The sequence below is a fragment of the Ferrovibrio sp. genome (genome assembly GCF_046297895.1).
In the GTDB taxonomy this organism is placed as follows: domain Bacteria; phylum Pseudomonadota; class Alphaproteobacteria; order Ferrovibrionales; family Ferrovibrionaceae; genus Ferrovibrio.
The window spans coordinates 306,738-327,672 of record NZ_JBKBHC010000003.1 but is presented as its reverse complement, the minus strand read 5'-3'; the positions used below and the strand labels follow the sequence as shown (position 1 = coordinate 327,672).

The following is a 20,935-nucleotide window of genomic DNA, read 5'->3' as shown; positions in this document are numbered from 1 at the left end:
CCTTGCCGGCAATGGACGCGGCGCGCCGGATATGCCAGCGTTTCGGCATGCTTACCGCCCCTCGCCCGACAAAACCCATCGTCTTTTCCGGCTCGAATCTGGACCGCGCGGGCAATCCGCGCCGCAATCCGGACTGGCTGGGGGAAAAGCGCCGCCGGGCCGACAGCCGCTTCCTGCCCCTGCGCGAGCTTAAGGCCCTGGTGGACATCACGGCGAAACCGGCGCGCATCGCCTGGCTGGATACGGCCTGGGCCGATGCCCATGCCCCCCTGCCCTGCCTGTTCCTCGGCCTGGACGAAGCCGGCATCGCGCATTTTGCCGTCGACTGCGACGCGGACGAGACCACCGCGACCCTGCATGGCGAGGCCGTCAAGTTCATCGACGTGCGCTCGATCGCGGCGATGCTGCCGCCGGAGGAAGCCGCCATCCTGGCCCAGGCACGCAGCCTGGTCGACTGGCACCAGCGGCATCGCTTCTGCGCCCAGTGCGGCAGCCCCACGCAGATGGCCGAAGCCGGCTACAGCCGGCATTGCACGAACGAGGGCTGCAAGGCGCAGCATTTTCCGCGCACCGATCCGGTGGTGATCATGCTGGCGGTGCGCCGCGACGAGACAACCGGCGAGGACATGGTGCTGCTGGGTCGGCAGTCGCGCTTTCCGCCCGGCATGTATTCGGCGCTGGCCGGCTTCATGGAGCCGGGCGAGACCATCGAGGAGGCCGTGCGCCGCGAGATTCTGGAAGAGGCCGGCATCGAAACCGGCGCGGTGCGTTACGTCGCCTGCCAGCCCTGGCCGTTCCCGTCTTCGCTGATGATCGGCTGCATCGCCGAAGCGACCAGCAGCGCGATCACCGTGGACCCCACCGAACTGGAAGAGGCGCGCTGGTTCAGCCGCGACGAGCTGGAGGAGATGCGGGTGAAATCCACCGACATGGAAGCCAGCCCGCGCCTGTCGCCGCCGCTGGCGCTGGCGCATCAGCTCGCCCGCCGTTGGTTGGCCGGCGCCTGACGGCGCCGGCGGAGTGGTTGGCGGGGGCGTGAAGCTACAGCCTTCGTATATTTCCGCGCACCCATTCGGCCAGCGCCGTTTCGGCAAGGTCACCGGCCGCCAAAGCCAGCATGACCGGCAATGCATCCGCATCGCCTGCCGTCAGTTCATAGCCATTCAGATCGAGAAACAATTCCATCGCGACAAACGCGGTGCGCTTGTTGCCGTCTACGAATGGATGATTCTTCGCAATCCCGAAGCCATAGGCCGCCGCAAGATCGGCGACATCCGGTTGCCCGTAAGCGGCAAGGTTCACCGGCCGTGCCAATGCGGATTCAAACAATCCGGCATCGCGCAGTCCCTCGCCGCCACCATGTTCGGCGATCTGCACGTCATGCACCGCCAGCAGCAAGCCGGCATCGATCCACTCCCATTCCATGGCAAACGCCTATTTCGCGAGTTCGCGTAACAGATTGCGCCGCTTCTTCATGATCCGTTGCGCCGCTTCCATCTGGCGCTCGAATTCCGGGTTGTAGGGCGTGATCCGGAAACCGTCGGGCGTTTCGGTCAGATAGAGCGTGTCGCCCTTCTCCACCTTCAGCTTGGCCAGCGCATCCTTGGGCAACACCACGCCGGTGGAATTGCCGATCTGGGTCAGTTTCAGCGTGAACATGGCGCGCCTCGGAAGTTATTACATGAGTGATAACATAATCTTTCACCGGAAATTCCGCAATCTCATTCGGCAAGGCATTATTTGGTAATAGAAATTTTCAATGTTCGCATAATGTTCATGTTCATGCTATTTTTACGACTAATCGATTCAACTCGCTACGATTCGCCTTGCCTCTCGCGGCAAGGCGTTTTGATTCGATTCATCGGAAGCGTGAGGTGTGCCATGGCCGAGAGCAGCATTGAATGGACCGATGCGACTTGGAACCCCGTTGCCGGCTGCACGGTGATCACGCCTGGCTGCACGAACTGCTATGCCATGCGCATGGCCGCCCGACTGGATGCCATGGGCGTGGAAAAATATGCCGGCTTGACCCGCAAATCCGGCGGCCGGTTTGTCTGGACCGGCAAGACGCGGCTGGACAAGGCTTCGCTTGAACTGCCGCTGAGCTGGCGCAAGCCGCGCCACATCTTCGTCAACTCGATGAGCGACCTGTTCCACGACAGCGTGCCGGCCGATTTTATCAGCCGGGTATGGGACGTGATGCGCCAGACGCCGCAGCACACCTATCAGATTCTGACCAAGCGCCCATCGCGCATGCGGGAAGTGGCCGGTGTGCTGAACCGTAAACCACTGCCGAATGCCTGGCTCGGCACGACGGTTGAGCATGCCGACACGCTCTGGCGGCTGGATGAATTGCGCAAGACGCCGGCGACAATCCGTTTCGTCAGCTTCGAGCCGCTGCTCGGTTCAGTCGCAGATGCCGACCTGACGAAAATTCAATGGGCCATCGTCGGCGGCGAGTCCGGTCCCCGCGCCCGCCCGATGGACAAGGAATGGGTGGAAGAAATCCGCGACCTCTGCCGCGAGTACGATACGGCATTTTTCTTCAAACAGTGGGGCGGCACAAATAAGGCGAAGACTGGCCGTAAATTGAATGGCCGGACCTGGGATGAACGGCCGGCTATCGGAGCATCTTGAGAACAGCCGTCGCAATCCGCCTACCTACACTCTGTGCAGCTAAAGAGCGATTCGCCATAGCAAAAAACAGACTATACATAGGGGCGTTTGTCGGCCCCAAAATCCGAGCAGGCGGTAGAACAAGAGGGAACTCCGTTTCCAGCCTCTGCTTGACCCAAGCCTCAATACCATCTGCGTTTAAAATCCGCTGAAGCTTGGGTGGCGGTGGAGCAACGCCGAACAAATCTGAAGTTGAAGGCACAGGCGGCGCACCATAAAACGCACTCTCCCAATCCTTTGTTCCCAGAATGAAATTTAACGTGTCTCTTTTGTCTTGTGTTAGTTGAGAGTGGTCGTTCGGCGCATTCCGGTACACACCTGACAAAGGAAACAGATACCAAAGGTCAAGATTGGTTTTCCCAATTACTTCTAGAGTCTTCCAGCCGACTGAATTACCAAACGGATCAAGGAAAATTACACCGCGCGTCTTCTGCCAATCAATCGCATCATAATTTTCTCCACCTCTACATTGGCATCTCCAGCAATAACGCTGACGCGAGAATCGCGAGCGCGCAAAGCTTCTAAAGCTCTAATATTTGCAGGCTTCTTATCTATGAAAAACAGGCGAGTGAACGGAGGCTCTATGGCCAGGGCACGCCGAGCCGACCCCTCATGCTCTTTCGCCGCTTCATTTATATCGAGCAAAGGCGCAGAAATTGAATCGTCAAAAGAAAAGGAACCACTACCTGCAAAGGCATCTATATAGATGCGCTCGAAAGGCCGATATTTCGATGGTTGGTGCTGCAAAGCAGTATTGAACTGCTTCATATAGGTGGAAACCGCTTCAACCTTTAGAAGCGACCATATGCCGCCGAATTTTTGCGCCGTCAAATTTACCTACCCTAGATATGCACGCGTTCGTGTGTGCACATTGGGTTTGGCATGAAATTTCTAGAAGCGCAAAGAATCTTGATAACTACGAGCTTTGAATACCAGAGCATTTACCGTCCCAGCATCCCGAGCAGTTTGCGCGCCGCGGCCGCCGGCGTGATCTTGCCCTGGGCCACGGCCTTCTGCTGGCGCGGCAGTTCCGCGGCGATGGCCGGGTCGCGGCGCAGCCAGTCGAGCAGGCCGTCCTGCAATTCGCGCAGCAGCCAGTGTTCGGCCTGTTTGCGGCGCTGGGCCTGGAGCGCGCCGGTTTTGTCCAGCGCCTTGCGATATGCGCCGATGATGCGCCAGACATCCGCAATGCCCTCGTTCAGCAAAGCCGAGACCATCTGCACTTCGGGTTTCCAGTCGGCATGGCGCGGACGCATGAGCTGCAGGGCCATGCGGTAGTCGGCGGCCGCCAGCCGTGCCTTGGGCAGCAGGTCGCCATCGGCCTTGTTGATGATGACGAGGTCGGCGAGTTCCATGATGCCGCGCTTGATGCCCTGCAGGTCGTCGCCGCCGGCCGGCGCCAGCAGCAGCAGGAACATGTCGACCATCTCGGCCACGGTGGTTTCCGACTGGCCGACGCCGACGGTTTCCACCAGCACCACATCGAAGCCGGCGGCCTCCACCAGCAGCATGGCCTCGCGCGTGCGCCGCGCCACGCCGCCCAGCGAGCCGCCCGATGGCGAGGGCCGGATGAAAGCGTTGGGCTCGCGGCCGAGCTGTTCCATGCGGGTCTTGTCGCCCAGGATCGAGCCGCCGGAAAGCGACGACGAGGGATCGACCGCCAGCACGGCCACTTTAAGATTCTGTCCGGTGAGGAACAGGCCGAAACGCTCGATGAAGCTGGACTTGCCCACGCCGGGCGTGCCGGAAATGCCGATGCGGATGGCGCCGCCTTTTGCACCGGCGGCATTCTGGCCCGTATGGGGCAGGATGCTCTGCAGCAGGGTGTCGGCAGCGGCCTGGTCCTGCGGGTGGCTCGATTCCACCAGCGTGATGGCGCGGGCCAGCGCGCGCCGGTCGCCGGTCAGCAGGCGTTCGGCCAGCTGGGCGGGATCGGCGGCGCGGCGGCCGGCATGCAGCGTGGGTGACATGGCGGGACCTTAGCCAAGCCCCGCCCATCGCGCCACCAACAGATGGGCGCCACCAACAGATGGGCTCCACCGGCAGATGGGCGCCACCGGCAGATCGCAGCCGAATCGCCCGCTTGCCGACGGGCGCCTACCAGGGCCGGATGTTGAACAGGGCGGTGAGCTTCTGCTTGAGCTGCAGCGAGGAAAACGGCTTGGCGATATAGGCGTCCACGCGATGCTCGCGCGCCTGCAGCACGAATTCCTTGCCGGCATTGCTGGTGAGCATGAGGAACTTGGTGCGCACGCCCATTTCGCGAATTTGTTTCAGCAGGTCGAGGCCGGTGACCTCGGGCATGTTCCAGTCGGAAATGATCAGGTCGTAATGCCCCTTCACGCCCTTGATCATCTCCAGCGCCTTGGCGCCGTTATTGGCCGTCTCCAGCTTTTCCACGCCGTATTGCCGCAGCATCATCTGGGTCAGGCGCTGCGAATAGAGGTCGTCCTCGACCAGCAAAACCAACAGATCCTTGAAGTCGGTCATTCCGCCCTGTCTCCATCCCCCAGCATGGCGCGCTGCTCGCGCAGCCAGATGCAGCCGTCCCGCAATGCCGCCTCCAGTTCCGCCAGCCGCGCGGCATCGACCGGCCCAGCCAGCCCGGCCGCCTCGATCCGCCGCGCCAGGGCCAGCACGCGATTGAGGCCCAGGCTGCCGGCCGGACCGCGCAGGGTATGGGCCTGCCGCGCCAGACGCGGCCAGTCAGCAGCCTGCAGCGCGGCAGCTAGGTCGGCGCGCAGGCCATCCTGCATGGCGAAGAACAGGTCGATCAGTTCGGCCAGGCCCTGGCGGCCAACGCCATCGACCAGCATCTGCAATGTGGCTGGTTCGTGATCGGCAACCGGCGCAGCTGCATCGGCGCCAGCACCGAAACCCGCCTCCGTTTCGGCCAGGCCCAGTGCCCGGCGCATGGCGAGGTCGAGCGCGTCGGGATGCACCGGCTTGGCCACGAAGCCGTCCATGCCGGCCTCCAGGCAGCGGCGCATGCCGTCGGGCCCGATGCTGGAGGTGACGGCGACGATCTTGACCCGGCCGCGCGGCGGCGGCAGGGCGCGGATGGCGCGCGTGGCGGCGACGCCATCCATCTCGGGCATGTGCAGGTCGGTGAGGATCAGGTCGAAATCCTGCGCGGCCGCCAGATCGAGCGCGGCGCGGCCGGTTTCGGCGAACACCACCTCGTGCTCGCCGTCATCGTCGCGCGCCGCCAGCAGGCCGCCCAGCACCTTGCGGTTCACCGCATTGTCTTCGGCCACCAGGATGCGCAGGCGCGGCAGCGGCGCCCGCGGCGCGGCGGCGCGGGCCACCGGCGCCGCGCCGGCCCGCAGCGGCAGGCTCAGCCAGAAATCGCTGCCTTCGCCCGGCCTGCTGTCCACGCCGATCTCGCCGCCCATCGCCTCCACCAGCGCGCGGCAGATCGCCAGGCCCAGCCCGGTGCCGCCGAAGCGGCGCGTGATGGAGGAATCGGCCTGGGCAAAGCGGGCAAACAATTTGCCCACCTGTTCCGGCGCGATGCCGATGCCGGTGTCGCGCACGATGATGCGCAGCGATCCGCCGGCAGGCTGGGCAATCACCGTGACGCCGCCCCGTTCGGTGAACTTGATCGCATTAGAGATCAGGTTGAGCAGCACCTGGCGCAGGCGGCCGGGATCGCCGCGCAGGAATTGCGGCAGGCCGGGGGCGATCTCGTGGCGCAGGGTCAGACCCTTTTCGGCAGCGCGCGGCGACAGCAGCGCCACGGCAGCCTGCACCTGGGCGGCGAAATCGTAGTCGATGTCTTCCAGATCGATGCGGCCGGCCTCAAGCTTGGAGAAATCGAGGATGTCGTTGAGGATGGCGAGCAGGGCCTCGCCCGATTGCAGCGCCGTGGCGGCCAGGCCGCGCTGCTCGTCGTCCAGCTTCGTTTCCAGCAGCAGCCGCGTCAATCCCAGCACGCCGTTCATCGGCGTGCGGATCTCGTGGCTCATCATGGCGAGGAAATCGGATTTCGCCCGGGTTGCCGCCTCGGCCTCGATGCGGGCGGCCTGCAGGGCTGCGCGCGAGATGTTGCGCGCATGCAACGCGGCGATGGCCGAGCGCGTCATCAGCAGCACGGCGAACATCAGGCAGAGGAAGTGCAGCAGCACCTGTTCCTGGCGGGACACATCGAAGGCCGGCACCAGATCGAACTGATGGCAGGCCAGCAGCACGGCGAAATTCAAGGTCGCCATCGCCGCCACCCAGGCGATCACGCGACCGTTGTTGGTGAGCATGGTGAGCGCCAGGCCCAGCACGGAAAACAGCGCAAAACTGGACGCCAGCCCGCCGGTGCCCAGCGTGAGCACGGTGTTGCCCAGGCCGCCATTGAGCGCCATCACGCCGATCGCCAGCGCGATGTTGCCGGTGAAGCGGATCAGCAGCGCGCCGGCCAGCGGCCCGCCGATCATCGAGACGAAACCCGCCACCTCCCACAGGTTCAGGCCGGAGCGGATCAGCAGATAGGGCGGGATCAGCAGCAGCGCCGCGGCGACGGACAGCGTGAGCTGCAGGTTGCTGCGATAGCGGTGCAGCTTGCGCGGATCACCCTCGCGCAGCACGGCCGGCGGCACGAAGACATCGACGATGCGGGCAGACAGCCGGCGTGGCCGGGCGGCGGGCGCGGCGCCCGCAGGCGTGGCCGGATCGGCGACAACAGGCCCGGCCAGCATGCGTGCGCGCTCCATCCCCTGTTTCTTTCCGCGGCTGTTCTTTCCCCTGCGCCAACCTAGCAAAGCCCCACAAAGTCACCAAGAAATTACTACTTTGGCGAGCAACCATCCGGTTTTCCCAGATCGCGATTGACAGCGACTCTGCTAGATTCGTATTCGGTAACACCATGGCGAATCGGAACGAATCACTGTTCCCGACCGATCCCCTGCGCCGCCTGGAGCAGGCGCGGGCCGATCTGTCGCGCACCGCGCGGCGCGGCGAGGACCGGGGCGAGGAAGCTGCCGCTGCTGCGGCCACCGGAGCGGATGCGGCGCCGCAGGTCGATCCCGCCGCCATCGCCGCACGCATCGACCTGATGCGCGCGCGCTTCGCCAAGTCGCGCGGGGACGCGATCTCGGCCTTGCTGTTCCTGGGCGATGCCCAGCGCGACTGCGACGCCCTGACGGAGGCCTGCGAAGCGGCCCAGTGGCCGATGATGGCCGCCGGGGTGGACCTGCTGAGCGACTGCCTGCGCCGCGCCCTGCCCTCGGAAGAACGCCACCTCAACGTGATCGGCCTGCTGATCGACGCGCTATATGCCCTGCGGCGGGCCGAAAGCCGCGCCGATATGGGTCGGGCCGGCGAAGACCTGCTGCGCGGCCTGCGGCTGGCGGTGGCGCGCGAATTGCGGCCGATCAACGCCTAGGCGTATCCGCGGCCTCCAAGCGCTCCGCGCACGGCGGCCCCCAAGCGCTCCGCGCACGGCGCATAACCGTGCCATCGGCAAATTTAAGCAAATTTGCAGTCTGGAAATCGGCGAATCCAGACTAAAGTATAAGCCATGCGCCACGCCGTTTCGCTTGCGACCGGATTCCTGCTGGCCCTGCCGATTGCCGCCGGCCCCGCCTTTGCGGCCTTTAGCCAGGATTCCGATCCCCCGACGGCCGGCGCACAGGCCATCCAGCGCCTGCACAGCGCCGACCTGAGCTTCGGCGTCTACGCCCTGGGATCAAAAGGCGTCGAATTCTCGGTCTCGGCCGAGCGCAAGGCCGGCCGGCTGGAGATGGCCACGGCGATGCGCACCGCCGGCATGCTGGACTGGGCGATGAGCTTCACCATGCAGGGCCAGGTCGAGGCGCGTTTCGAGGACGGCACCTTGCGTCCAGTGCGCTACGACATCCAGAGCGACGGAAGCTGGTCAAAGCGCATGACCCGCATGCGCTGGGGCGATGACGGCCTGCCGGTGGCGGAGGTGAGCCCGCCCAATACGGAGGACGACCGCGACGAAGTGCCCGACCATCTCAAGCTCGGCACCGTCGATCCCACCACCGCGATCTTCGCCCGCGCCCTGCGCGAGGGCGCCGAGCCGCCCTGCACGGGCAGCGATGCGGTCTATGACGGCCGGCGCCGCTATAACCTGCATTACGCGCCCATCGGCCCCGACATGGTGGAGCCGCATAACCGTACCGCCTATAGCGGCCCGGCCTTCAAATGCGTGATCCGCAGCGAGCCCATCGCCGGCTACGACCGCAAGTATCTCGCGAGCTGGAGCGAGAAGGACCAGCAGCCGACCTACATCTGGCTGGTGCAGCCGCCGGGATTCTCGGTCTGGCTGCCGGTGCAGATGGAGGGCGGCTTCCGGCTCGGTTCGGCCCGGGGCTGGATCAGCCGCGCCAAGCTGAACGGCCGCGACTGGCTGGCGCCGCTGGGCTTCATCCGCGCCGAGATGCCCCAGCTTCCGCCACCCTGAGCGACGTCTTGGACAAGGCGCCGCCCCGCAAAGCCCCGCCGCGGAAAGCGCTGGTGGCAGAGGACAGCACCGCCGGCCGTGCCGTGTTCGAAAAACTGCTCGGCGCGCTGGGTTTCGAGACCCTGTTCGCCCAGGACGGCCGCACGGCCATCGCCCTGTTCGTCGAGAACCCAGACATCGCCCTGATCCTGATGGATATCCGCATGCCCGGCCTGAACGGCATCAAGGCGACCCAGGAAATCCGCCTGGCCGGCGGCCCGGGCGGCATGACCGTGCCGATTATCGCCATCACCGCCGCCGACGGGCCGGAGGTGCGCCGGGAATGCCTGGCCTGCGGCATGAACGAAGTGCTGGTGAAGCCGGTGGACCCGCGCAGGCTGGTCGAGGTGTTGAGAAATCTTGTTAAGTAATTGATTTTTCTATAATATAAATAAAAAATCTCGTCGCACGGGCTTGACCCGGCATCCAATTCATTCATGAGCTCCCGGTTCCTGAAGCAGGCCGCAGGGCCGCGCAAAGCGCGGGCCCGGTGGGCCGGGGCGACGGAAAAGCGGGATAAATCCCAAGCCGATTGGGAAAAACCCCACATCTGCGTTGACTTGAAGGCGCCAAACCGCTTTATTCCGCGCGCTTTCCGACTTTTGGGAGCAATCCGGTCCGAGGATCGCCGTCCGTCCGCGAGTGTCGCGCACGGGCGTCAATTCGTTTTGGGCTTTGGCAAAAGGGAATTTCAGGGTCGACATGTTCGAGTCTCTGAGCGGCAAACTGGGCGAGGTTTTCGAGCGGCTGCGCAAGCGCGGCGCGCTGACGGAATCCGATGTCTCGGAAGCCCTGCGCGAGGTGCGCGTGGCGCTGCTGGAAGCCGACGTCGCCCTGCCCGTCGTCAAAAGCTTCATCGACGGCGTGAAGGCCAAGGCTGTCGGCCAGGAAGTGCTGCGCTCGGTGACGCCGGGCCAGATGGTGATCAAGATCGTTCACGATCACCTGGTCGAGATGCTGGGTGGCGCCGGTGAGGGTGAGGAGATCAACCTCAATGCCGTGCCGCCGGTGCCGGTGCTGATGGTCGGCCTGCAGGGTTCGGGCAAGACGACAAGCACGGCCAAGATCGCACTGCGGCTGCAGACCAAGGAACGCAAGAAGGTGCTGATGGCGTCGCTGGACGTCTATCGCCCCGCCGCGCAGGACCAGCTCAGGATTCTCGGCGAGCAGAACAACATCCCCGTCCTGCCCATCGTGGCCGGCCAGATGCCGGTGGACATCGCCAAGCGCGCGCTGCAGGCCGCCAAGCTGGGCGGCTACGACGTGCTGCTGCTGGATACCGCCGGCCGCCTGCATATCGATGAAACCCTGATGCTGGAAGTGGCCGCGGTGCGCGACGCCGTGCAGCCGCACGAGACGCTGCTGGTGGCCGATGCCCTGACCGGCCAGGACGCCGTCAACGTCGCAAAAAGCTTCAACGAGCGCGTCGGCGTCACCGGCATCGTGCTGACCCGCGTGGACGGCGACGGCCGCGGCGGCGCGGCGCTGTCCATGCGCGCCGTGACCGGCAAGCCGATCAAGCTGATCGGCGTCGGCGAAAAGGCCGATGCGCTGGAGAATTTCCATCCCGAGCGCATCGCGCAGCGCATCCTGGGCATGGGCGACATCGTCTCGCTGGTGGAGAAGGCCGCCGAGACAATCGAGAAGGAAGAGGCCGAGCGCCTGGCGGCGCGCGTGCAGAAGGGCCAGTTCGACCTGGACGACATGGCCAGCCAGCTCAAGCAGCTGCGCAAGATGGGCGGCATGTCGGGCGTGATGAACCTGCTGCCCGGCGTGGGCAAGATCAAGCAGCAGATGGCCCAGGCCAACGTGGACGAAACGGTGCTGAAGCGCCAGGAAGCCATCATCGGCTCGATGACCAAGGACGAGCGCAAGAATCCCAAGGTGATCCACGCCTCGCGCAAGAAACGCATCGCGGCGGGCTCGGGCACCTCGGTGCAGGATGTGAACAAGCTGCTGAAGCAGCATATGCAGATGGCCGACATGATGAAGCGCATGTCCAAGCTCGGCCAGAAGGGTTTCATGCGCAGCATGGGAGCGATGCTGCCGGGCATGCCCGGCATGCCGAAGCTGTGAGGCTGCGCTGAATGGGTTCGTTTGTTTTCGAGTTTCTGGGTTTCAACGTTTAACTGGAAGGAAGACCATGTCCGTCAAGATCCGCATGACCCGCGGCGGCGCCAAGAAGCGCCCCTATTACCGCATCGTGGTGGCCGACTCGCGCAGCCCGCGCGATGGCCGTTTCATCGAGAAGATCGGTTCCTACGATCCGATGCTGCCGAAGGATCGGCAGCGCGTGCAGCTCGACGTCGAGCGCGTGAAGTACTGGCTGAGCCAGGGCGCGCAGCCGTCCGACCGCTGCGCCCGTTTCTTCAGCCAGGCCGGCCTGATGAAGTGGGAACACGGCAACAACCCGGAGAAGGGCAAGCCGAAGGCCAAGGCGCAGGAGCGCATCAAGGCCGCCGAGGAAGCCGCGAAGGCCGCTGCCGCGCCGGCCGCCGACGCGCAGTAAGCCTGCGACGCTTGAAGCATGGCCGACACGGTCCTGCTGGGCGTGATCATCGGCGCGCAGGGCATCCGCGGCGAGGTGAAGGTGAAAACCTTCACCGGCGATCCGGAGGCCATCGGAGATTACGGTCCCCTGCAGGATGCGCGCGGCGAGGTGACGTACCGGCTGACCGTGCGGCGGATGGCCAAGGGTGATGTGGTGATTGCGAGTATCAAGGGCATCGACGACCGCAATGCGGCGGAAGCGCTGAAGGGCACCGAGTTGTTCGTGCCACGCAGCGCGTTGCCGCCGGCCGCAGAGGGCGAGTTCTACTACGCCGATCTGATTGGCCTGATCGCGCTCACCACCGCCGGCCGCGTACTGGGCCAGGTCGTGGCGGTGCATAATTACGGCGCCGGCGACATGCTGGAGGTGAAGACCGAAGGCGGTCGCTCGGCCATGGTGCCGTTCACCGACGACGCGGTGCCGGAGGTGGACCTTGCAGGGCGTCGCGTGCTGGTCGAACCGGCCTTCTGGCTGGGCGATCCGGAGGCGGACGAGGACCGGAAGGTCGAGGCGTAACGATGGCAACGGCGATGCCGTGGACGGCGCGGGTGCTGACCCTCTATCCCGCGATGTTCCCCGGCCCGCTGGGGCAAAGCCTGGCCGGACGGGCCCTGAGCGAGGGCCTGTGGTCGCTGGCGGTGGTGGACATCCGCGATTTCGCGCGCGATAAACACCGCACCGTCGACGACACCCCCAGCGGGGGCGGGCCCGGCATGGTGATGCGGCCCGATGTGCTGGCAGCGGCGATCGACCAAACGGTCGCGGCGGCCCGGGCCGGGAACCCGGCGGTTGCGCAGCAGCCGCTGATCTATTTCTCGCCGCGCGGCCGGCGCCTGGACCAGGCGCTGGTACACGAGGTGAAGGCGGCAGGCGGCGCAACGCTGATCTGCGGCCGGTTCGAGGGGGTGGACGAGCGCCTGCTGCAGGCGCGCCCCGTCGTCGAGGTCAGCCTCGGCGATTTCGTCCTTTCGGGCGGCGAGATCGCAGCCTACGCGTTGATCGACGCGGTGGTGCGGCTGCTGCCCGGCGTGATGGGTGCCGAAGAGTCCGGCACCGAGGAGAGTTTCGCGGACGGATTGCTGGAATACCCCCAGTATACCCGGCCGCAGGAGTGGGAAGGCCGCGCGGTACCGGAGGTGCTGCTGTCGGGCCACCACGAGAGGATCGCAGTCTGGCGGCGCGAGATGGCGGAGAAGATCACCGCCGAGCGCCGGCCGGATTTGTGGGAGCGTTACCGCAGGCGCAAGCCGGCGGCAAAGCATTGAAACGAGTTTGGACTTTTACGAAGAGAAAGGCTGAGTGCCATGAACCTGATGCAGCAGATCGAGAAAGAGCAGTCGGACGCCCTGGCCGCCGCGCGCGCGGTGCCGGATTTCGCTCCCGGCGACACGCTGAAGGTCAACGTGAAGGTGGTCGAAGGCGGCCGCGAGCGCGTGCAGGCCTATGAGGGCGTGTGCATCGCCCGCTCCAACCGCGGCGTGAACTCGTCGTTCACCGTGCGCAAGATTTCCTACGGCGAGGGCGTGGAGCGTATCTTCCCGCTATATTCGCCGCGCATCGAGTCGATCGTGGTGGTGCGTCGCGGCGATGTACGCCGTGCCAAGTTGTATTACCTGCGCGGCCGCACCGGCAAGGCCGCCCGCATCACCGAGAAGCGCGACAACCAGGGCGCTGCCGACAAGGAGTGATCCGGCGCCGGCCAAGGGGCAAACCCGGCCGGCATCGCATCCTCGCCTGCGGTTTGAACTGGAAGCCGCCTGCATCCCCGCCTGCCATTCAGGGCCGGGATGCGGGCGGCTTTTGTTTGTCTGGGGTTATTCCGCCGCGTCGCGCTCTGCCTGCGACCCACGCAGGCGTGGGCCGTTCTGCGCCGCCCACTTCCCAAGCGCATCCAGCACGGGACGCAGCGACTGGCCCAGATCGGTGAGCCAGTATTCCACCTTCGGCGGCACGGCGGCATGCACGCGGCGGCCGACCAGCCCGGCGGTTTCCAGCGCGCGAAGCTGCTTGGTCAGCTCCTTCTGGGTGATCAGCGGAATGGCGCGGGAGAGTTCGGAGAAGCGCAGCGGCTCGCCCGGGGGGGTAGCCTGCGAACGGGCCAGCGTGAGGATGATCGGCACCGCCCATTTGTTGGCGATCAGGTCGAGCGTGGCGCAGATCATGCGGGCGCAAAGCGGCTGGCCGTCTTCGGTCAGTTCGTGCCGGAAATCGAGCAAGTCTTTGGTATCCATTTGGCAAGTATAGAGCCAACAGGTGCCTACTTGCAAATTGATACTACATTGCCTATCCCTCTGGTCCGGCTGTTTCGTGCCGCTACAAGGAGGATAACCCCCGATGGCCCAACTGGATTTCTATTTTTCGCCCGGCGCCTGCTCGCTGGCCACCCATATCTGCCTTGAGGAGACCGGCGCGGCGTTTACGCCGAAACCCACCTATACCCGCAAGGGCCAGACCCGCACGCCGGAATATCTGGCGCTGAATCCCAAGGGCAAGGTGCCGATGCTGGGCATCGACGGGCGCATGCTGACCGAAAACACCGCCATCATCACCTACCTAAACCGCAGCTTTCCCAATGCGAAACTGCTGCCCGCCGGGGATGCGCTGAAGGAAGCCGAGGCGATGGCCTTCATCGCTTGGTGCGCCTCGGGCGTGCATCCGGTGATGAGCCGCTTCTTCGGCCCGCAGAATTTCTGCGACCTGCCCGAGAGCGCCGACAACGTGAAGTCGCTGGCCGCCAAGGCCACGGCGGGCAATTTCGCGCTGATCGAAAAGACGCTGGCCGGCAAGGACTGGGTGTTCGGCGAATGGTCGGCGGCGGATGCCTATATCTTCGTGTTCTACAACTGGGCAGCCAAGCTAGGCCTCGACCTGGCGCCATATCCCAACTACGCCAAGCATGCCGAGCGCATGAAGCAGCGTCCGGCCGTGCAGCGCGCCCTGGCCCGCGAGGCCGAGGCAATGGCCGCGATGGACAAGGCGGCGTAAGCGGCCAGCATAAAGCCTGAATCACCGTTTCGTGTAGATCACGGAATCGGGGCGGCACCATAGACTGGTGTCGCCCCGCACTCACCGAACGTCAGAAAAGCAAAGGACACTTCCCATGACCGCCATTGAAAAGTTCGCCCCGCTGCTGGGCCGCATCCTGATCGCGCTGCTGTACATCCCCGCCGGCATCAACAAGATCGGCGGCTTCCAGGGCACGGTAGGCTATATCGCCTCGAAGGGCCTGCCGCTGCCGCAGGTGGCCGCCGCCGGCACCATTGTCGTCGAGGTTGCCGTGGCCGCCGCGCTGCTGGTGGGCTTCAAGGCGCGTTATGCCGCCCTGGTGCTGGCCGCCTTCACCTTCGTCGCCGCTGTGATCTTTCACAATTTCTGGGCCGTGCCAGCCGAGCAGGTGATGATGCAGCAGATCCAGTTCTTCAAGAACCTGGCCATCGTCGGCGGCCTGCTGTTCGTCGCCGCCTTCGGCGCCGGCCCGCTGAGCCTCGACAGCCGCAAGGGTTGATCGACATATATCGGCTCGTCATGCCCGCGAAGGTGGGCGTCCAGCCTCAGTACTGGGTCCCCGCCTTCGCGGGGACGACGGGAACAGCATAGAGCCGAAGGCGCCGTCAGGCGCCTTCGCCGTTTTTCGCCGACACGTCCTGCACCAGCCAGTCGCGCATCGCCTTGATGCGCGGCGCGTCGGCCATATGTTCGAGGCAGACGAACCAGTAGGCGTTGGTGAGCGGCAGGGTCTTGTCGAACAGCTTCACCAGCCGGCCGGCCGCCACTTCCTCGGCCACCAGTTCGGGGTCCATCACCGCGATGCCCATGCCCTGGACGGCGGCCTGGATCGCGTAGGAGCGCGTCTCGAACATCTGGCCCACATTCGCATCGATGCGGGTCTCGCCCACCGAGTTGAGCCAGATGCGCCAGTCGTCGCGCCGGTTCTGGCTGTGCAGTAGCTTCTGGTCCTTCAGATCGGCCGGCTGCTTGATCTGTGCCGCAAATTTCGGATGCGCCACCGGTACCAGCGATTCCGAGAACAGCCGCGTGCAGGACAGGCCGGGCCACACACCGTCGCCATGGCGGATGGCGCAATCGATGCCCTCGCGCTCCAGGTCGGCGGGTTTCAGCGAGGTGGTGATGCGCACCTCGATATCGGGATACTGCTCCTGGAAACGCGGCAGGCGCGGGATGAACCAGCGCATGGCGAAGGTGGAGAGCATCGACACCGTGAGCGTGCCCTCGCCGCGCCGGGCCTCCAGCTTGGAAAGCGCCGAGGCCAGGTGGTCGAAGCCCTCCTGCACGTCGGGCAGGATGAGCTGGCCTTCCGTGGAAAGCACCAGGCCCTTGCGGGTGCGGTGGAACAGCGGCACACCCAACAGTTCCTCGAGCTGGCGGATCTGGTGGGAAATCGCCGACAGCGTGACCGAGAGTTCCTCGGCGGCAGCGGTGAAATTTAGGTGGCGCCCGGCGGCCTCAAAGGCCTTCAGGGCGTTGAGGGGCAGCAGGCGGCGGCTGGGCAGATGAGGCATGGGAATTTCTTTTAAGCCGGAGGCGAATTTAAATCCACCGCGCGGAATGCAATCGGCTCTGGACGGACGGGGGCCGGTCGGGTTGAATTCCCCGGCCATTTTTGGCCCCGAAACGCCCTGTACTCGCAATAAAAGTACGCAAGAGAACGGACCAGCCGCCATGACCGCGCCCCGCACCCTGTATGACAAGATCTGGGACAGCCACCTCGTCGACATCGATTCCGAGGGCAACGGCCTGCTCTATATCGACCTGCACCTGGTGCATGAGGTGACATCACCTCAAGCTTTTGCCGGCCTGAAGGCCGCCGGCCGCAAGGTGCGCCGCCCCGACCGCACCGTGGCGGTGCCCGACCACAACGTGCCGACCACGCCCGACCGCGCCCAGTTCGTGTTCGAGGACGAGGAGGCGCGCATCCAGGTCGAGACGCTGGACCGCAATGCCCGGGAGTTCGGCGTCAACTACTACCCGATGAACGACATCAACCAGGGCATCGTGCACATCGTCGGCCCGGAACAGGGCTATACCCAGCCGGGCATGACCATCGTGTGCGGCGACAGCCACACCTCCACCCATGGCGCCTTCGGCAGCCTGGCCTTCGGCATCGGCACCTCGGAAGTCGAGCATGTGCTGGCGACCCAGACCCTGCCGCAGCGCAAGGCCAAGAACATGAAGATCAACATCGACGGCCAGCTCGGCCCCGGTGTGACGGCCAAGGATATCATCCTCGCCATCATCGGGAAGATCGGCACCGCCGGCGGCACCGGCTATGTGATGGAATATACCGGCAGCGCCATCCGCGCCCTTTCCATGGAAGGCCGCATGACGGTGTGCAACATGTCGATCGAGGCGGGCGCCCGCGCCGGCCTGATCGCACCCGACGAGAAGACGTTTGAGTATGTGAAGGGCAAGCCGCATGCGCCCAAGGGCGCCGCCTGGGAACAGGCGCTGGCTTGGTGGAAGACCCTGCCCAGCGATCCGGGCGCGCATTACGACACCGTGGTGGAACTGAAGGCCGAGGACATCGCGCCGCATATCACCTGGGGCACCAGCCCGCAGGACGTGGCGCCGATCACCGGCATGGTGCCCAATCCGAGTGACGTGAAGGACGAGCAGAAGCGCGCCGCCCTGGAGCGCGCGCTGAACTACATGGGGCTGAAGCCGGGCGAGAAGCTGGATACCGTGCCGATCCAGCGTGTCTTCATCGGCTCCTGCACCAATGGCCGCATCGAGGACCTGCGCGCCGCTGCCGCCGTGGCCAAGGGCCGCAAGGTGGCCGCTGGCGTGCAGGCCATGGTGGTGCCCGGTTCGGGCCTGGTGAAGCACCAGGCCGAGGAGGAAGGCCTGGACAAGATCTTCCTCGAGGCCGGCTTCGAATGGCGCGAGCCGGGCTGCTCGATGTGCCTGGCGATGAATGCCGACAAGCTGAAGCCCGAGGAACGCTGCGCCTCCACCTCGAACCGCAATTTCGAAGGCCGCCAGGGCGCGCGCGGCCGCACCCATCTGATGAGCCCGGCCATGGCGGCGGCGGCGGCGATTGCCGGCAAGCTGGCCGACGTACGCAAGATCGCCTGAGCCGGACAGGGAGAGACAGACATGGACAAGTTCACCACACTGACGGCCGTGGCCGCCCCGCTGCCGATGATCAATGTCGACACCGACATGATCATCCCCAAGCAGTTCCTGAAGACGGTGGAGCGCACCGGGCTGGCGAAGGGCCTGTTCTTCGAGCTGCGCGAGACGCCGGATGGCAAGCCAGTGCCGGATTTCTTCATGAACCAGCCACAATACAAGGGCGCGCAGATCCTGGTGGCCGGCGATAATTTCGGCTGCGGCTCGAGCCGCGAGCACGCCCCCTGGGCCCTGCTGGATTACGGCATCCGCTGCGTGATCGCGCCCTCGTTTGCCGACATCTTCTACAACAACTGCTTCCAGAATGGCATCCTGCCGATCAAGCTGCCGCAGGCCGATGTGGACAAGCTGATGGACGACGCCAAGCGAGGCCAGAATGCCCGCGTCACCGTCGATCTGGAGCGCCAAGAGATCAAAGGCCCCGATGGCGGCACCATCAAGTTCGAGATCGACGCCTTCAAGAAGCACTGCCTGCTGAACGGCCTGGACAATATCGGGCTGACGCTGGAGAAGAAGGCGAAGATCGACGCCTTCGAGAGCAGGCAGCATCGCACCCAGCCCTGGCTCTACGCCCAGGCGGGGCGCTGAACGCCCCCATACCAAAGCCGTCATGCTCGGGCTTGGCCCGAGCATCCACGAGTTCTTTTAAGACGTGGATGCCCGGCACAAGGCCGGGCATGACGATTAAAGAGACTGAGAGAGGACTGAAAGAATGGCTTCCAACCGTACCATGCTGATGCTGCCCGGCGACGGGATCGGCCCCGAGGTGATGGGCGAAGTGCGCCGGGTGATCGAATGGATGGACAAGCGCCGGCATGTTTCCTTCGACGTGAAGGAAGACCTGGTCGGCGGCGCCGCCTATGACAAGCACGGCACGCCGCTGGCCGACAAGACCATGCAGGACGCGCTGGATTGCGGCGTGGTGCTGCTGGGCGCGGTGGGCGGCCCGAAATGGGACAACCTGCCCTTCGACAAGAAGCCGGAGCGCGGCCTTTTGCGCCTGCGCAAGGAAATGGACCTGTTCGCCAACCTGCGCCCGGCGAAATGCTTCGACGCCCTGGTGGAAGCCAGCAGCCTGAAGCCTGAACTGGTGCGCGGGCTGGACATCATGATCGTGCGCGAGCTCACCGGCGGCGTCTATTTCGGCCAGCCGCGCGGCATCGAGACCCTGCCCAACGGCGAGCGCCGCGGCATCAACACCCAGGTCTACACCACGAGCGAAATCCGCCGCGTGGCCGCCGTGGCCTTCGAGCTGGCGCAGAAGCGCAACAACAAGGTCACCTCGCTGGAAAAGGCCAATGTGATGGAATCCGGCGTGCTGTGGCGCGAGGAAGTCACCAAGCTGCACCAGGAGAAGTACAAAGACGTGCAGCTTGAGCATATGTATGCCGATAACGGCGCCATGCAGCTGGTGCGCAACCCGAAGCAGTTCGACGTGATGGTGACCGACAACCTGTTCGGCGACATCCTCTCGGACGAGGCCGCGATGCTGACCGGTTCGCTCGGCATGCTGCCCTCGGCCTCGATCGGCGCTGCCGATCCGGCGACTGGCCGCCGCATGGCGCTGTTCGAGCCGGTGCATGGCTCGGCGCCCGATATCGCCGGCAAGGGCGTGGCCAACCCGCTCGCCACCATCCAGAGCTTCTCGATGGCCCTGCGCTATGCCTACGACCTGGGCGCCGATGCCGACCTGATCGACAAGGCCGCCGAGAATGTGCTGAAAAGCGGCGTGCGCACCGCCGATCTGGGAGGCGGTTCCGCCAAGGTCGGCACCAGCGGCATGGGCGATGCTCTGCTCAAGGAGTTGGACAAGCTGGCGGCATAACGCCGCCACGCATTGCACCGATACAAAAAGGCCGGGACTTATCCCGGCCTTTTTCATGACAGCCCCTTGCCATCGACGCGCGATGGCGCAACTCTTGCCGCCGTTACCGGGAGGGCAAGACCATGATGACGCTGATCGGCCGCAACCTGTCGCCCTATACGCGCCGCGTGGCGATTGCCATGACCATGCTGGACGTGCCGCATGCGCGCGAATACCTCTCGGTGACGGCCGATCCGGATCGTGGGCTGGAAATCAACCCGGTCGGCCGCGTGCCGGCGTTGCAACTGGAGGACGGCGACACGCTGATCGAATCCGGTGCGATCCTCGACTACCTGATGGACCTTGTGGGGCCGGCGAAAAGCCTGATCCCGCCGCATGGCAAGGCGCGGCGCGACTGCTTGCAGCTGATGGCGATCGGCAGCGGCGTGCTGGACAAGGCGGTGAATGCGATCTACGAGGTGCGCCGCCGGCCGGCGGAGAAAATCCACGAGCCCTGGCGCCAGCATCTGCTGCGTCAGGCCACCGGCGGCCTGGCGGCACTTGAACAGCGGCCGCAAAGTCCCTGGCTGCAGGGCGAGCGGCTGACCATGGCCGACATCACCGCTGCGGTGACGGTGACCTTCCTGCAGGCCATGCTGCCCGAACTGATCGGCAGCGGCTTGTATCCGAAACTGCACGACCTTACCGCCCGCGCCGAGGCCCTGCCCGCCTTCCAGGCGCACAAACTGGAAACGCCCTGAGCTAGCCGCGTAGCGGCAGCGACGCCTCCCTGCGGATCGCGCCGTTCTCCAGCGTCAGCAGCTCCAGCGCCGCGATGCGCCCGCGCAGGGGCTGCCGCAGGTGGCCCATCTGCCGCAGCAGGGCTTTTGCCGAAAACACCGCGCCGAACCGCGCCAGCGTGACATGCGGCCGGTAGTCGCCTTCGCCGCCCAGCGCGCGATGCAGCGCCGTGAGAGGTGCAGCGGAGTCCGCGTCGGCAAGCAACACAGCGAGATGGCGGTATTTGGGGTTGAACGGATCGTCCATGCGCTCGAGCCGGTCGAAAGCCACATCGAAGGGTGCGGTGACGGCGGCGATGCTGGCGACATGGCCAGCGAACCAGGCGGCATCGGCCGGTTCATGCGGGAAGCATAGCGTGACATGGGTGGCGACCCGGCCATGCTGCGGATCGTGGCTGCGCCGGACCGCATCGATCCAGGCGGCGTCACTGGGCGCAAAATCGGGCTCGGCGATCACGGCAAACATGACGAAATCCTATGATGCCCATCGAGACTGG

24 protein-coding genes and 1 pseudogene are annotated in these 20,935 nt (G+C 65.1%); 16 read left to right on the top strand and 9 right to left on the bottom strand.

All coding sequences use genetic code 11. From position 1 onward, the window contains the following. Window positions 1-47 precede the first annotated feature (47 nt). Window positions 48-1,007, top strand: a complete 960-nt coding sequence (nudC, locus tag ACK4FK_RS06615) for an NAD(+) diphosphatase (protein ID WP_409742843.1) — start codon at window positions 48-50, stop codon at window positions 1,005-1,007. 34 nt (window positions 1,008-1,041) lie between these two features. Here nudC and ACK4FK_RS06610 read toward each other — a convergent pair whose 3' ends face one another. Together ACK4FK_RS06610 and ACK4FK_RS06605 are read right to left on the bottom strand one after the other, a co-directional pair. Further along, a complete protein-coding gene (locus tag ACK4FK_RS06610; RefSeq protein ID WP_409742840.1) occupies window positions 1,042-1,425 on the bottom strand; it encodes a type II toxin-antitoxin system death-on-curing family toxin in 384 nt (127 codons plus the stop codon). A gap of 9 nt (window positions 1,426-1,434) precedes the next feature. After that, a complete protein-coding gene (locus ACK4FK_RS06605; RefSeq protein ID WP_409742837.1) occupies window positions 1,435-1,659 on the bottom strand; it encodes an AbrB/MazE/SpoVT family DNA-binding domain-containing protein in 225 nt (74 codons plus the stop codon). A gap of 111 nt (window positions 1,660-1,770) precedes the next feature. On the opposite strand from ACK4FK_RS06605, the gene ACK4FK_RS06600 reads away from it, so the two are divergent. Then, entirely contained in the window at window positions 1,771-2,637 is an 867-nt protein-coding gene (locus tag ACK4FK_RS06600) for a DUF5131 family protein (protein WP_409742834.1), read from the top strand. Here ACK4FK_RS06600 and tcmP read toward each other — a convergent pair. The 4 genes and pseudogenes from tcmP to ACK4FK_RS06580 form a co-directional block, all read right to left on the bottom strand. Further along, window positions 2,621-3,444, bottom strand: a pseudogene (gene tcmP, locus ACK4FK_RS06595) (three-Cys-motif partner protein TcmP). The gene ACK4FK_RS06600 and the pseudogene tcmP sit on opposite strands and share 17 nt — an antisense overlap. Window positions 3,445-3,617: 173 nt before the next feature. Next, on the bottom strand, window positions 3,618-4,646 hold the full coding sequence (meaB, locus tag ACK4FK_RS06590; RefSeq protein WP_409742832.1) for a methylmalonyl Co-A mutase-associated GTPase MeaB: 1,029 nt from the start codon (window positions 4,644-4,646) through the stop codon (window positions 3,618-3,620). A 127-nt stretch (window positions 4,647-4,773) separates the two neighbouring features. Then, complete coding sequence (locus tag ACK4FK_RS06585) at window positions 4,774-5,166, bottom strand: response regulator (protein ID WP_409742829.1); 393 nt, start codon at window positions 5,164-5,166, stop codon at window positions 4,774-4,776. Further along, window positions 5,163-7,379 (bottom strand): ATP-binding protein, encoded by a 2,217-nt coding sequence (locus tag ACK4FK_RS06580; RefSeq protein WP_409742827.1) that lies wholly within the window; start codon window positions 7,377-7,379, stop codon window positions 5,163-5,165. The genes ACK4FK_RS06585 and ACK4FK_RS06580 overlap by 4 nt, the downstream gene beginning before the upstream one ends. 152 nt (window positions 7,380-7,531) lie before the next feature. Here ACK4FK_RS06580 and ACK4FK_RS06575 point away from each other — a divergent pair, with 152 nt between their 5' ends. From ACK4FK_RS06575 to rplS, 8 genes are all read left to right on the top strand, one after another. Next, window positions 7,532-8,050 carry a hypothetical protein gene (locus tag ACK4FK_RS06575; protein ID WP_409742825.1) on the top strand — a complete coding sequence of 173 codons (519 nt, stop codon included), beginning with the start codon at window positions 7,532-7,534 and terminating at the stop codon, window positions 8,048-8,050. A gap of 135 nt (window positions 8,051-8,185) precedes the next feature. Next, the gene (locus ACK4FK_RS06570; RefSeq protein WP_409742823.1) at window positions 8,186-9,094 is read left to right on the top strand and encodes a DUF3108 domain-containing protein; all 909 of its coding nucleotides are present in this window, start codon (window positions 8,186-8,188) and stop codon (window positions 9,092-9,094) included. Between the two features lie 53 nt (window positions 9,095-9,147). Further along, complete coding sequence (locus ACK4FK_RS06565; RefSeq protein WP_409742821.1) at window positions 9,148-9,504, top strand: response regulator; 357 nt, start codon at window positions 9,148-9,150, stop codon at window positions 9,502-9,504. A gap of 331 nt (window positions 9,505-9,835) precedes the next feature. Continuing rightward, on the top strand, window positions 9,836-11,209 hold the full coding sequence (gene ffh / locus ACK4FK_RS06560) for a signal recognition particle protein (RefSeq protein WP_409742818.1): 1,374 nt from the start codon (window positions 9,836-9,838) through the stop codon (window positions 11,207-11,209). Between the two features lie 67 nt (window positions 11,210-11,276). Then, window positions 11,277-11,642 carry a 30S ribosomal protein S16 gene (gene rpsP / locus ACK4FK_RS06555; RefSeq protein WP_409742816.1) on the top strand — a complete coding sequence of 122 codons (366 nt, stop codon included), beginning with the start codon at window positions 11,277-11,279 and terminating at the stop codon, window positions 11,640-11,642. An 18-nt stretch (window positions 11,643-11,660) separates the two neighbouring features. Further along, the gene (rimM, locus tag ACK4FK_RS06550) at window positions 11,661-12,200 is read left to right on the top strand and encodes a ribosome maturation factor RimM (protein ID WP_409742813.1); all 540 of its coding nucleotides are present in this window, start codon (window positions 11,661-11,663) and stop codon (window positions 12,198-12,200) included. A gap of 14 nt (window positions 12,201-12,214) precedes the next feature. Continuing rightward, window positions 12,215-12,949 carry a tRNA (guanosine(37)-N1)-methyltransferase TrmD gene (trmD, locus tag ACK4FK_RS06545; protein WP_409742810.1) on the top strand — a complete coding sequence of 245 codons (735 nt, stop codon included), beginning with the start codon at window positions 12,215-12,217 and terminating at the stop codon, window positions 12,947-12,949. Between the two features lie 39 nt (window positions 12,950-12,988). Continuing rightward, on the top strand, window positions 12,989-13,372 hold the full coding sequence (gene rplS / locus ACK4FK_RS06540) for a 50S ribosomal protein L19 (protein ID WP_409742807.1): 384 nt from the start codon (window positions 12,989-12,991) through the stop codon (window positions 13,370-13,372). Between the two features lie 126 nt (window positions 13,373-13,498). Here rplS and ACK4FK_RS06535 read toward each other — a convergent pair whose 3' ends face one another. Next, on the bottom strand, window positions 13,499-13,915 hold the full coding sequence (locus ACK4FK_RS06535) for a winged helix-turn-helix transcriptional regulator (RefSeq protein WP_409742804.1): 417 nt from the start codon (window positions 13,913-13,915) through the stop codon (window positions 13,499-13,501). A 103-nt stretch (window positions 13,916-14,018) separates the two neighbouring features. On the opposite strand from ACK4FK_RS06535, the gene ACK4FK_RS06530 reads away from it, so the two are divergent. Beyond that, the gene (locus tag ACK4FK_RS06530; RefSeq protein WP_409742801.1) at window positions 14,019-14,669 is read left to right on the top strand and encodes a glutathione S-transferase family protein; all 651 of its coding nucleotides are present in this window, start codon (window positions 14,019-14,021) and stop codon (window positions 14,667-14,669) included. Window positions 14,670-14,784: 115 nt separating this feature from the next. After that, window positions 14,785-15,189 (top strand): DoxX family protein, encoded by a 405-nt coding sequence (locus ACK4FK_RS06525; protein ID WP_409742798.1) that lies wholly within the window; start codon window positions 14,785-14,787, stop codon window positions 15,187-15,189. 106 nt (window positions 15,190-15,295) lie between these two features. Here the strand turns inward: ACK4FK_RS06525 and gcvA are convergent, their stop codons facing one another. Then, window positions 15,296-16,204, bottom strand: coding sequence for a transcriptional regulator GcvA (gcvA, locus tag ACK4FK_RS06520; protein WP_409742795.1), 909 nt, complete (start codon window positions 16,202-16,204; stop codon window positions 15,296-15,298). Between the two features lie 160 nt (window positions 16,205-16,364). Here gcvA and leuC point away from each other — a divergent pair, with 160 nt between their 5' ends. From leuC to ACK4FK_RS06500, 4 genes are all read left to right on the top strand, one after another. Continuing rightward, the gene (gene leuC / locus ACK4FK_RS06515; RefSeq protein ID WP_409742792.1) at window positions 16,365-17,777 is read left to right on the top strand and encodes a 3-isopropylmalate dehydratase large subunit; all 1,413 of its coding nucleotides are present in this window, start codon (window positions 16,365-16,367) and stop codon (window positions 17,775-17,777) included. Between the two features lie 21 nt (window positions 17,778-17,798). After that, a complete protein-coding gene (gene leuD / locus ACK4FK_RS06510; protein ID WP_409742790.1) occupies window positions 17,799-18,422 on the top strand; it encodes a 3-isopropylmalate dehydratase small subunit in 624 nt (207 codons plus the stop codon). A 124-nt stretch (window positions 18,423-18,546) separates the two neighbouring features. Then, window positions 18,547-19,659, top strand: coding sequence for a 3-isopropylmalate dehydrogenase (leuB, locus tag ACK4FK_RS06505; protein ID WP_409742786.1), 1,113 nt, complete (start codon window positions 18,547-18,549; stop codon window positions 19,657-19,659). A 122-nt stretch (window positions 19,660-19,781) separates the two neighbouring features. Further along, window positions 19,782-20,399: a glutathione S-transferase family protein gene (locus ACK4FK_RS06500; RefSeq protein ID WP_409742783.1), complete on the top strand. Its 618-nt coding sequence runs from the start codon at window positions 19,782-19,784 to the stop codon at window positions 20,397-20,399. A gap of 1 nt (window position 20,400) precedes the next feature. On the opposite strand, the gene ACK4FK_RS06495 is transcribed toward ACK4FK_RS06500, so the two are convergent. Then, window positions 20,401-20,904 carry a 2'-5' RNA ligase family protein gene (locus ACK4FK_RS06495; RefSeq protein ID WP_409742781.1) on the bottom strand — a complete coding sequence of 168 codons (504 nt, stop codon included), beginning with the start codon at window positions 20,902-20,904 and terminating at the stop codon, window positions 20,401-20,403. Between the last annotated feature and the right edge of the window lie 31 nt (window positions 20,905-20,935).

Coding starts and splice junctions, on each gene's coding strand:
- ACK4FK_RS06585 (WP_409742829.1), bottom strand. CDS start 5,166: ATGACCGACTTCAAGGATCTGTTGGTTTTGCTGGTCGAGGACGACCTC.
- ACK4FK_RS06575 (WP_409742825.1), top strand. CDS start 7,532: ATGGCGAATCGGAACGAATCACTGTTCCCGACCGATCCCCTGCGCCGC.
- leuC (WP_409742792.1), top strand. CDS start 16,365: ATGACCGCGCCCCGCACCCTGTATGACAAGATCTGGGACAGCCACCTC.
- meaB (WP_409742832.1), bottom strand. CDS start 4,646: ATGTCACCCACGCTGCATGCCGGCCGCCGCGCCGCCGATCCCGCCCAG.
- ACK4FK_RS06580 (WP_409742827.1), bottom strand. CDS start 7,379: ATGGAGCGCGCACGCATGCTGGCCGGGCCTGTTGTCGCCGATCCGGCC.
- ACK4FK_RS06500 (WP_409742783.1), top strand. CDS start 19,782: ATGATGACGCTGATCGGCCGCAACCTGTCGCCCTATACGCGCCGCGTG.
- gcvA (WP_409742795.1), bottom strand. CDS start 16,204: ATGCCTCATCTGCCCAGCCGCCGCCTGCTGCCCCTCAACGCCCTGAAG.
- trmD (WP_409742810.1), top strand. CDS start 12,215: ATGCCGTGGACGGCGCGGGTGCTGACCCTCTATCCCGCGATGTTCCCC.
- nudC (WP_409742843.1), top strand. CDS start 48: ATGCTTACCGCCCCTCGCCCGACAAAACCCATCGTCTTTTCCGGCTCG.
- leuB (WP_409742786.1), top strand. CDS start 18,547: ATGGCTTCCAACCGTACCATGCTGATGCTGCCCGGCGACGGGATCGGC.
- ACK4FK_RS06570 (WP_409742823.1), top strand. CDS start 8,186: ATGCGCCACGCCGTTTCGCTTGCGACCGGATTCCTGCTGGCCCTGCCG.
- ACK4FK_RS06525 (WP_409742798.1), top strand. CDS start 14,785: ATGACCGCCATTGAAAAGTTCGCCCCGCTGCTGGGCCGCATCCTGATC.
- leuD (WP_409742790.1), top strand. CDS start 17,799: ATGGACAAGTTCACCACACTGACGGCCGTGGCCGCCCCGCTGCCGATG.
- ACK4FK_RS06605 (WP_409742837.1), bottom strand. CDS start 1,659: ATGTTCACGCTGAAACTGACCCAGATCGGCAATTCCACCGGCGTGGTG.
- ACK4FK_RS06610 (WP_409742840.1), bottom strand. CDS start 1,425: ATGGAATGGGAGTGGATCGATGCCGGCTTGCTGCTGGCGGTGCATGAC.
- ACK4FK_RS06530 (WP_409742801.1), top strand. CDS start 14,019: ATGGCCCAACTGGATTTCTATTTTTCGCCCGGCGCCTGCTCGCTGGCC.
- ACK4FK_RS06600 (WP_409742834.1), top strand. CDS start 1,771: ATGTTCATGTTCATGCTATTTTTACGACTAATCGATTCAACTCGCTAC.
- ACK4FK_RS06495 (WP_409742781.1), bottom strand. CDS start 20,904: ATGTTTGCCGTGATCGCCGAGCCCGATTTTGCGCCCAGTGACGCCGCC.
- rimM (WP_409742813.1), top strand. CDS start 11,661: ATGGCCGACACGGTCCTGCTGGGCGTGATCATCGGCGCGCAGGGCATC.
- rpsP (WP_409742816.1), top strand. CDS start 11,277: ATGTCCGTCAAGATCCGCATGACCCGCGGCGGCGCCAAGAAGCGCCCC.
- ffh (WP_409742818.1), top strand. CDS start 9,836: ATGTTCGAGTCTCTGAGCGGCAAACTGGGCGAGGTTTTCGAGCGGCTG.
- rplS (WP_409742807.1), top strand. CDS start 12,989: ATGAACCTGATGCAGCAGATCGAGAAAGAGCAGTCGGACGCCCTGGCC.
- ACK4FK_RS06535 (WP_409742804.1), bottom strand. CDS start 13,915: ATGGATACCAAAGACTTGCTCGATTTCCGGCACGAACTGACCGAAGAC.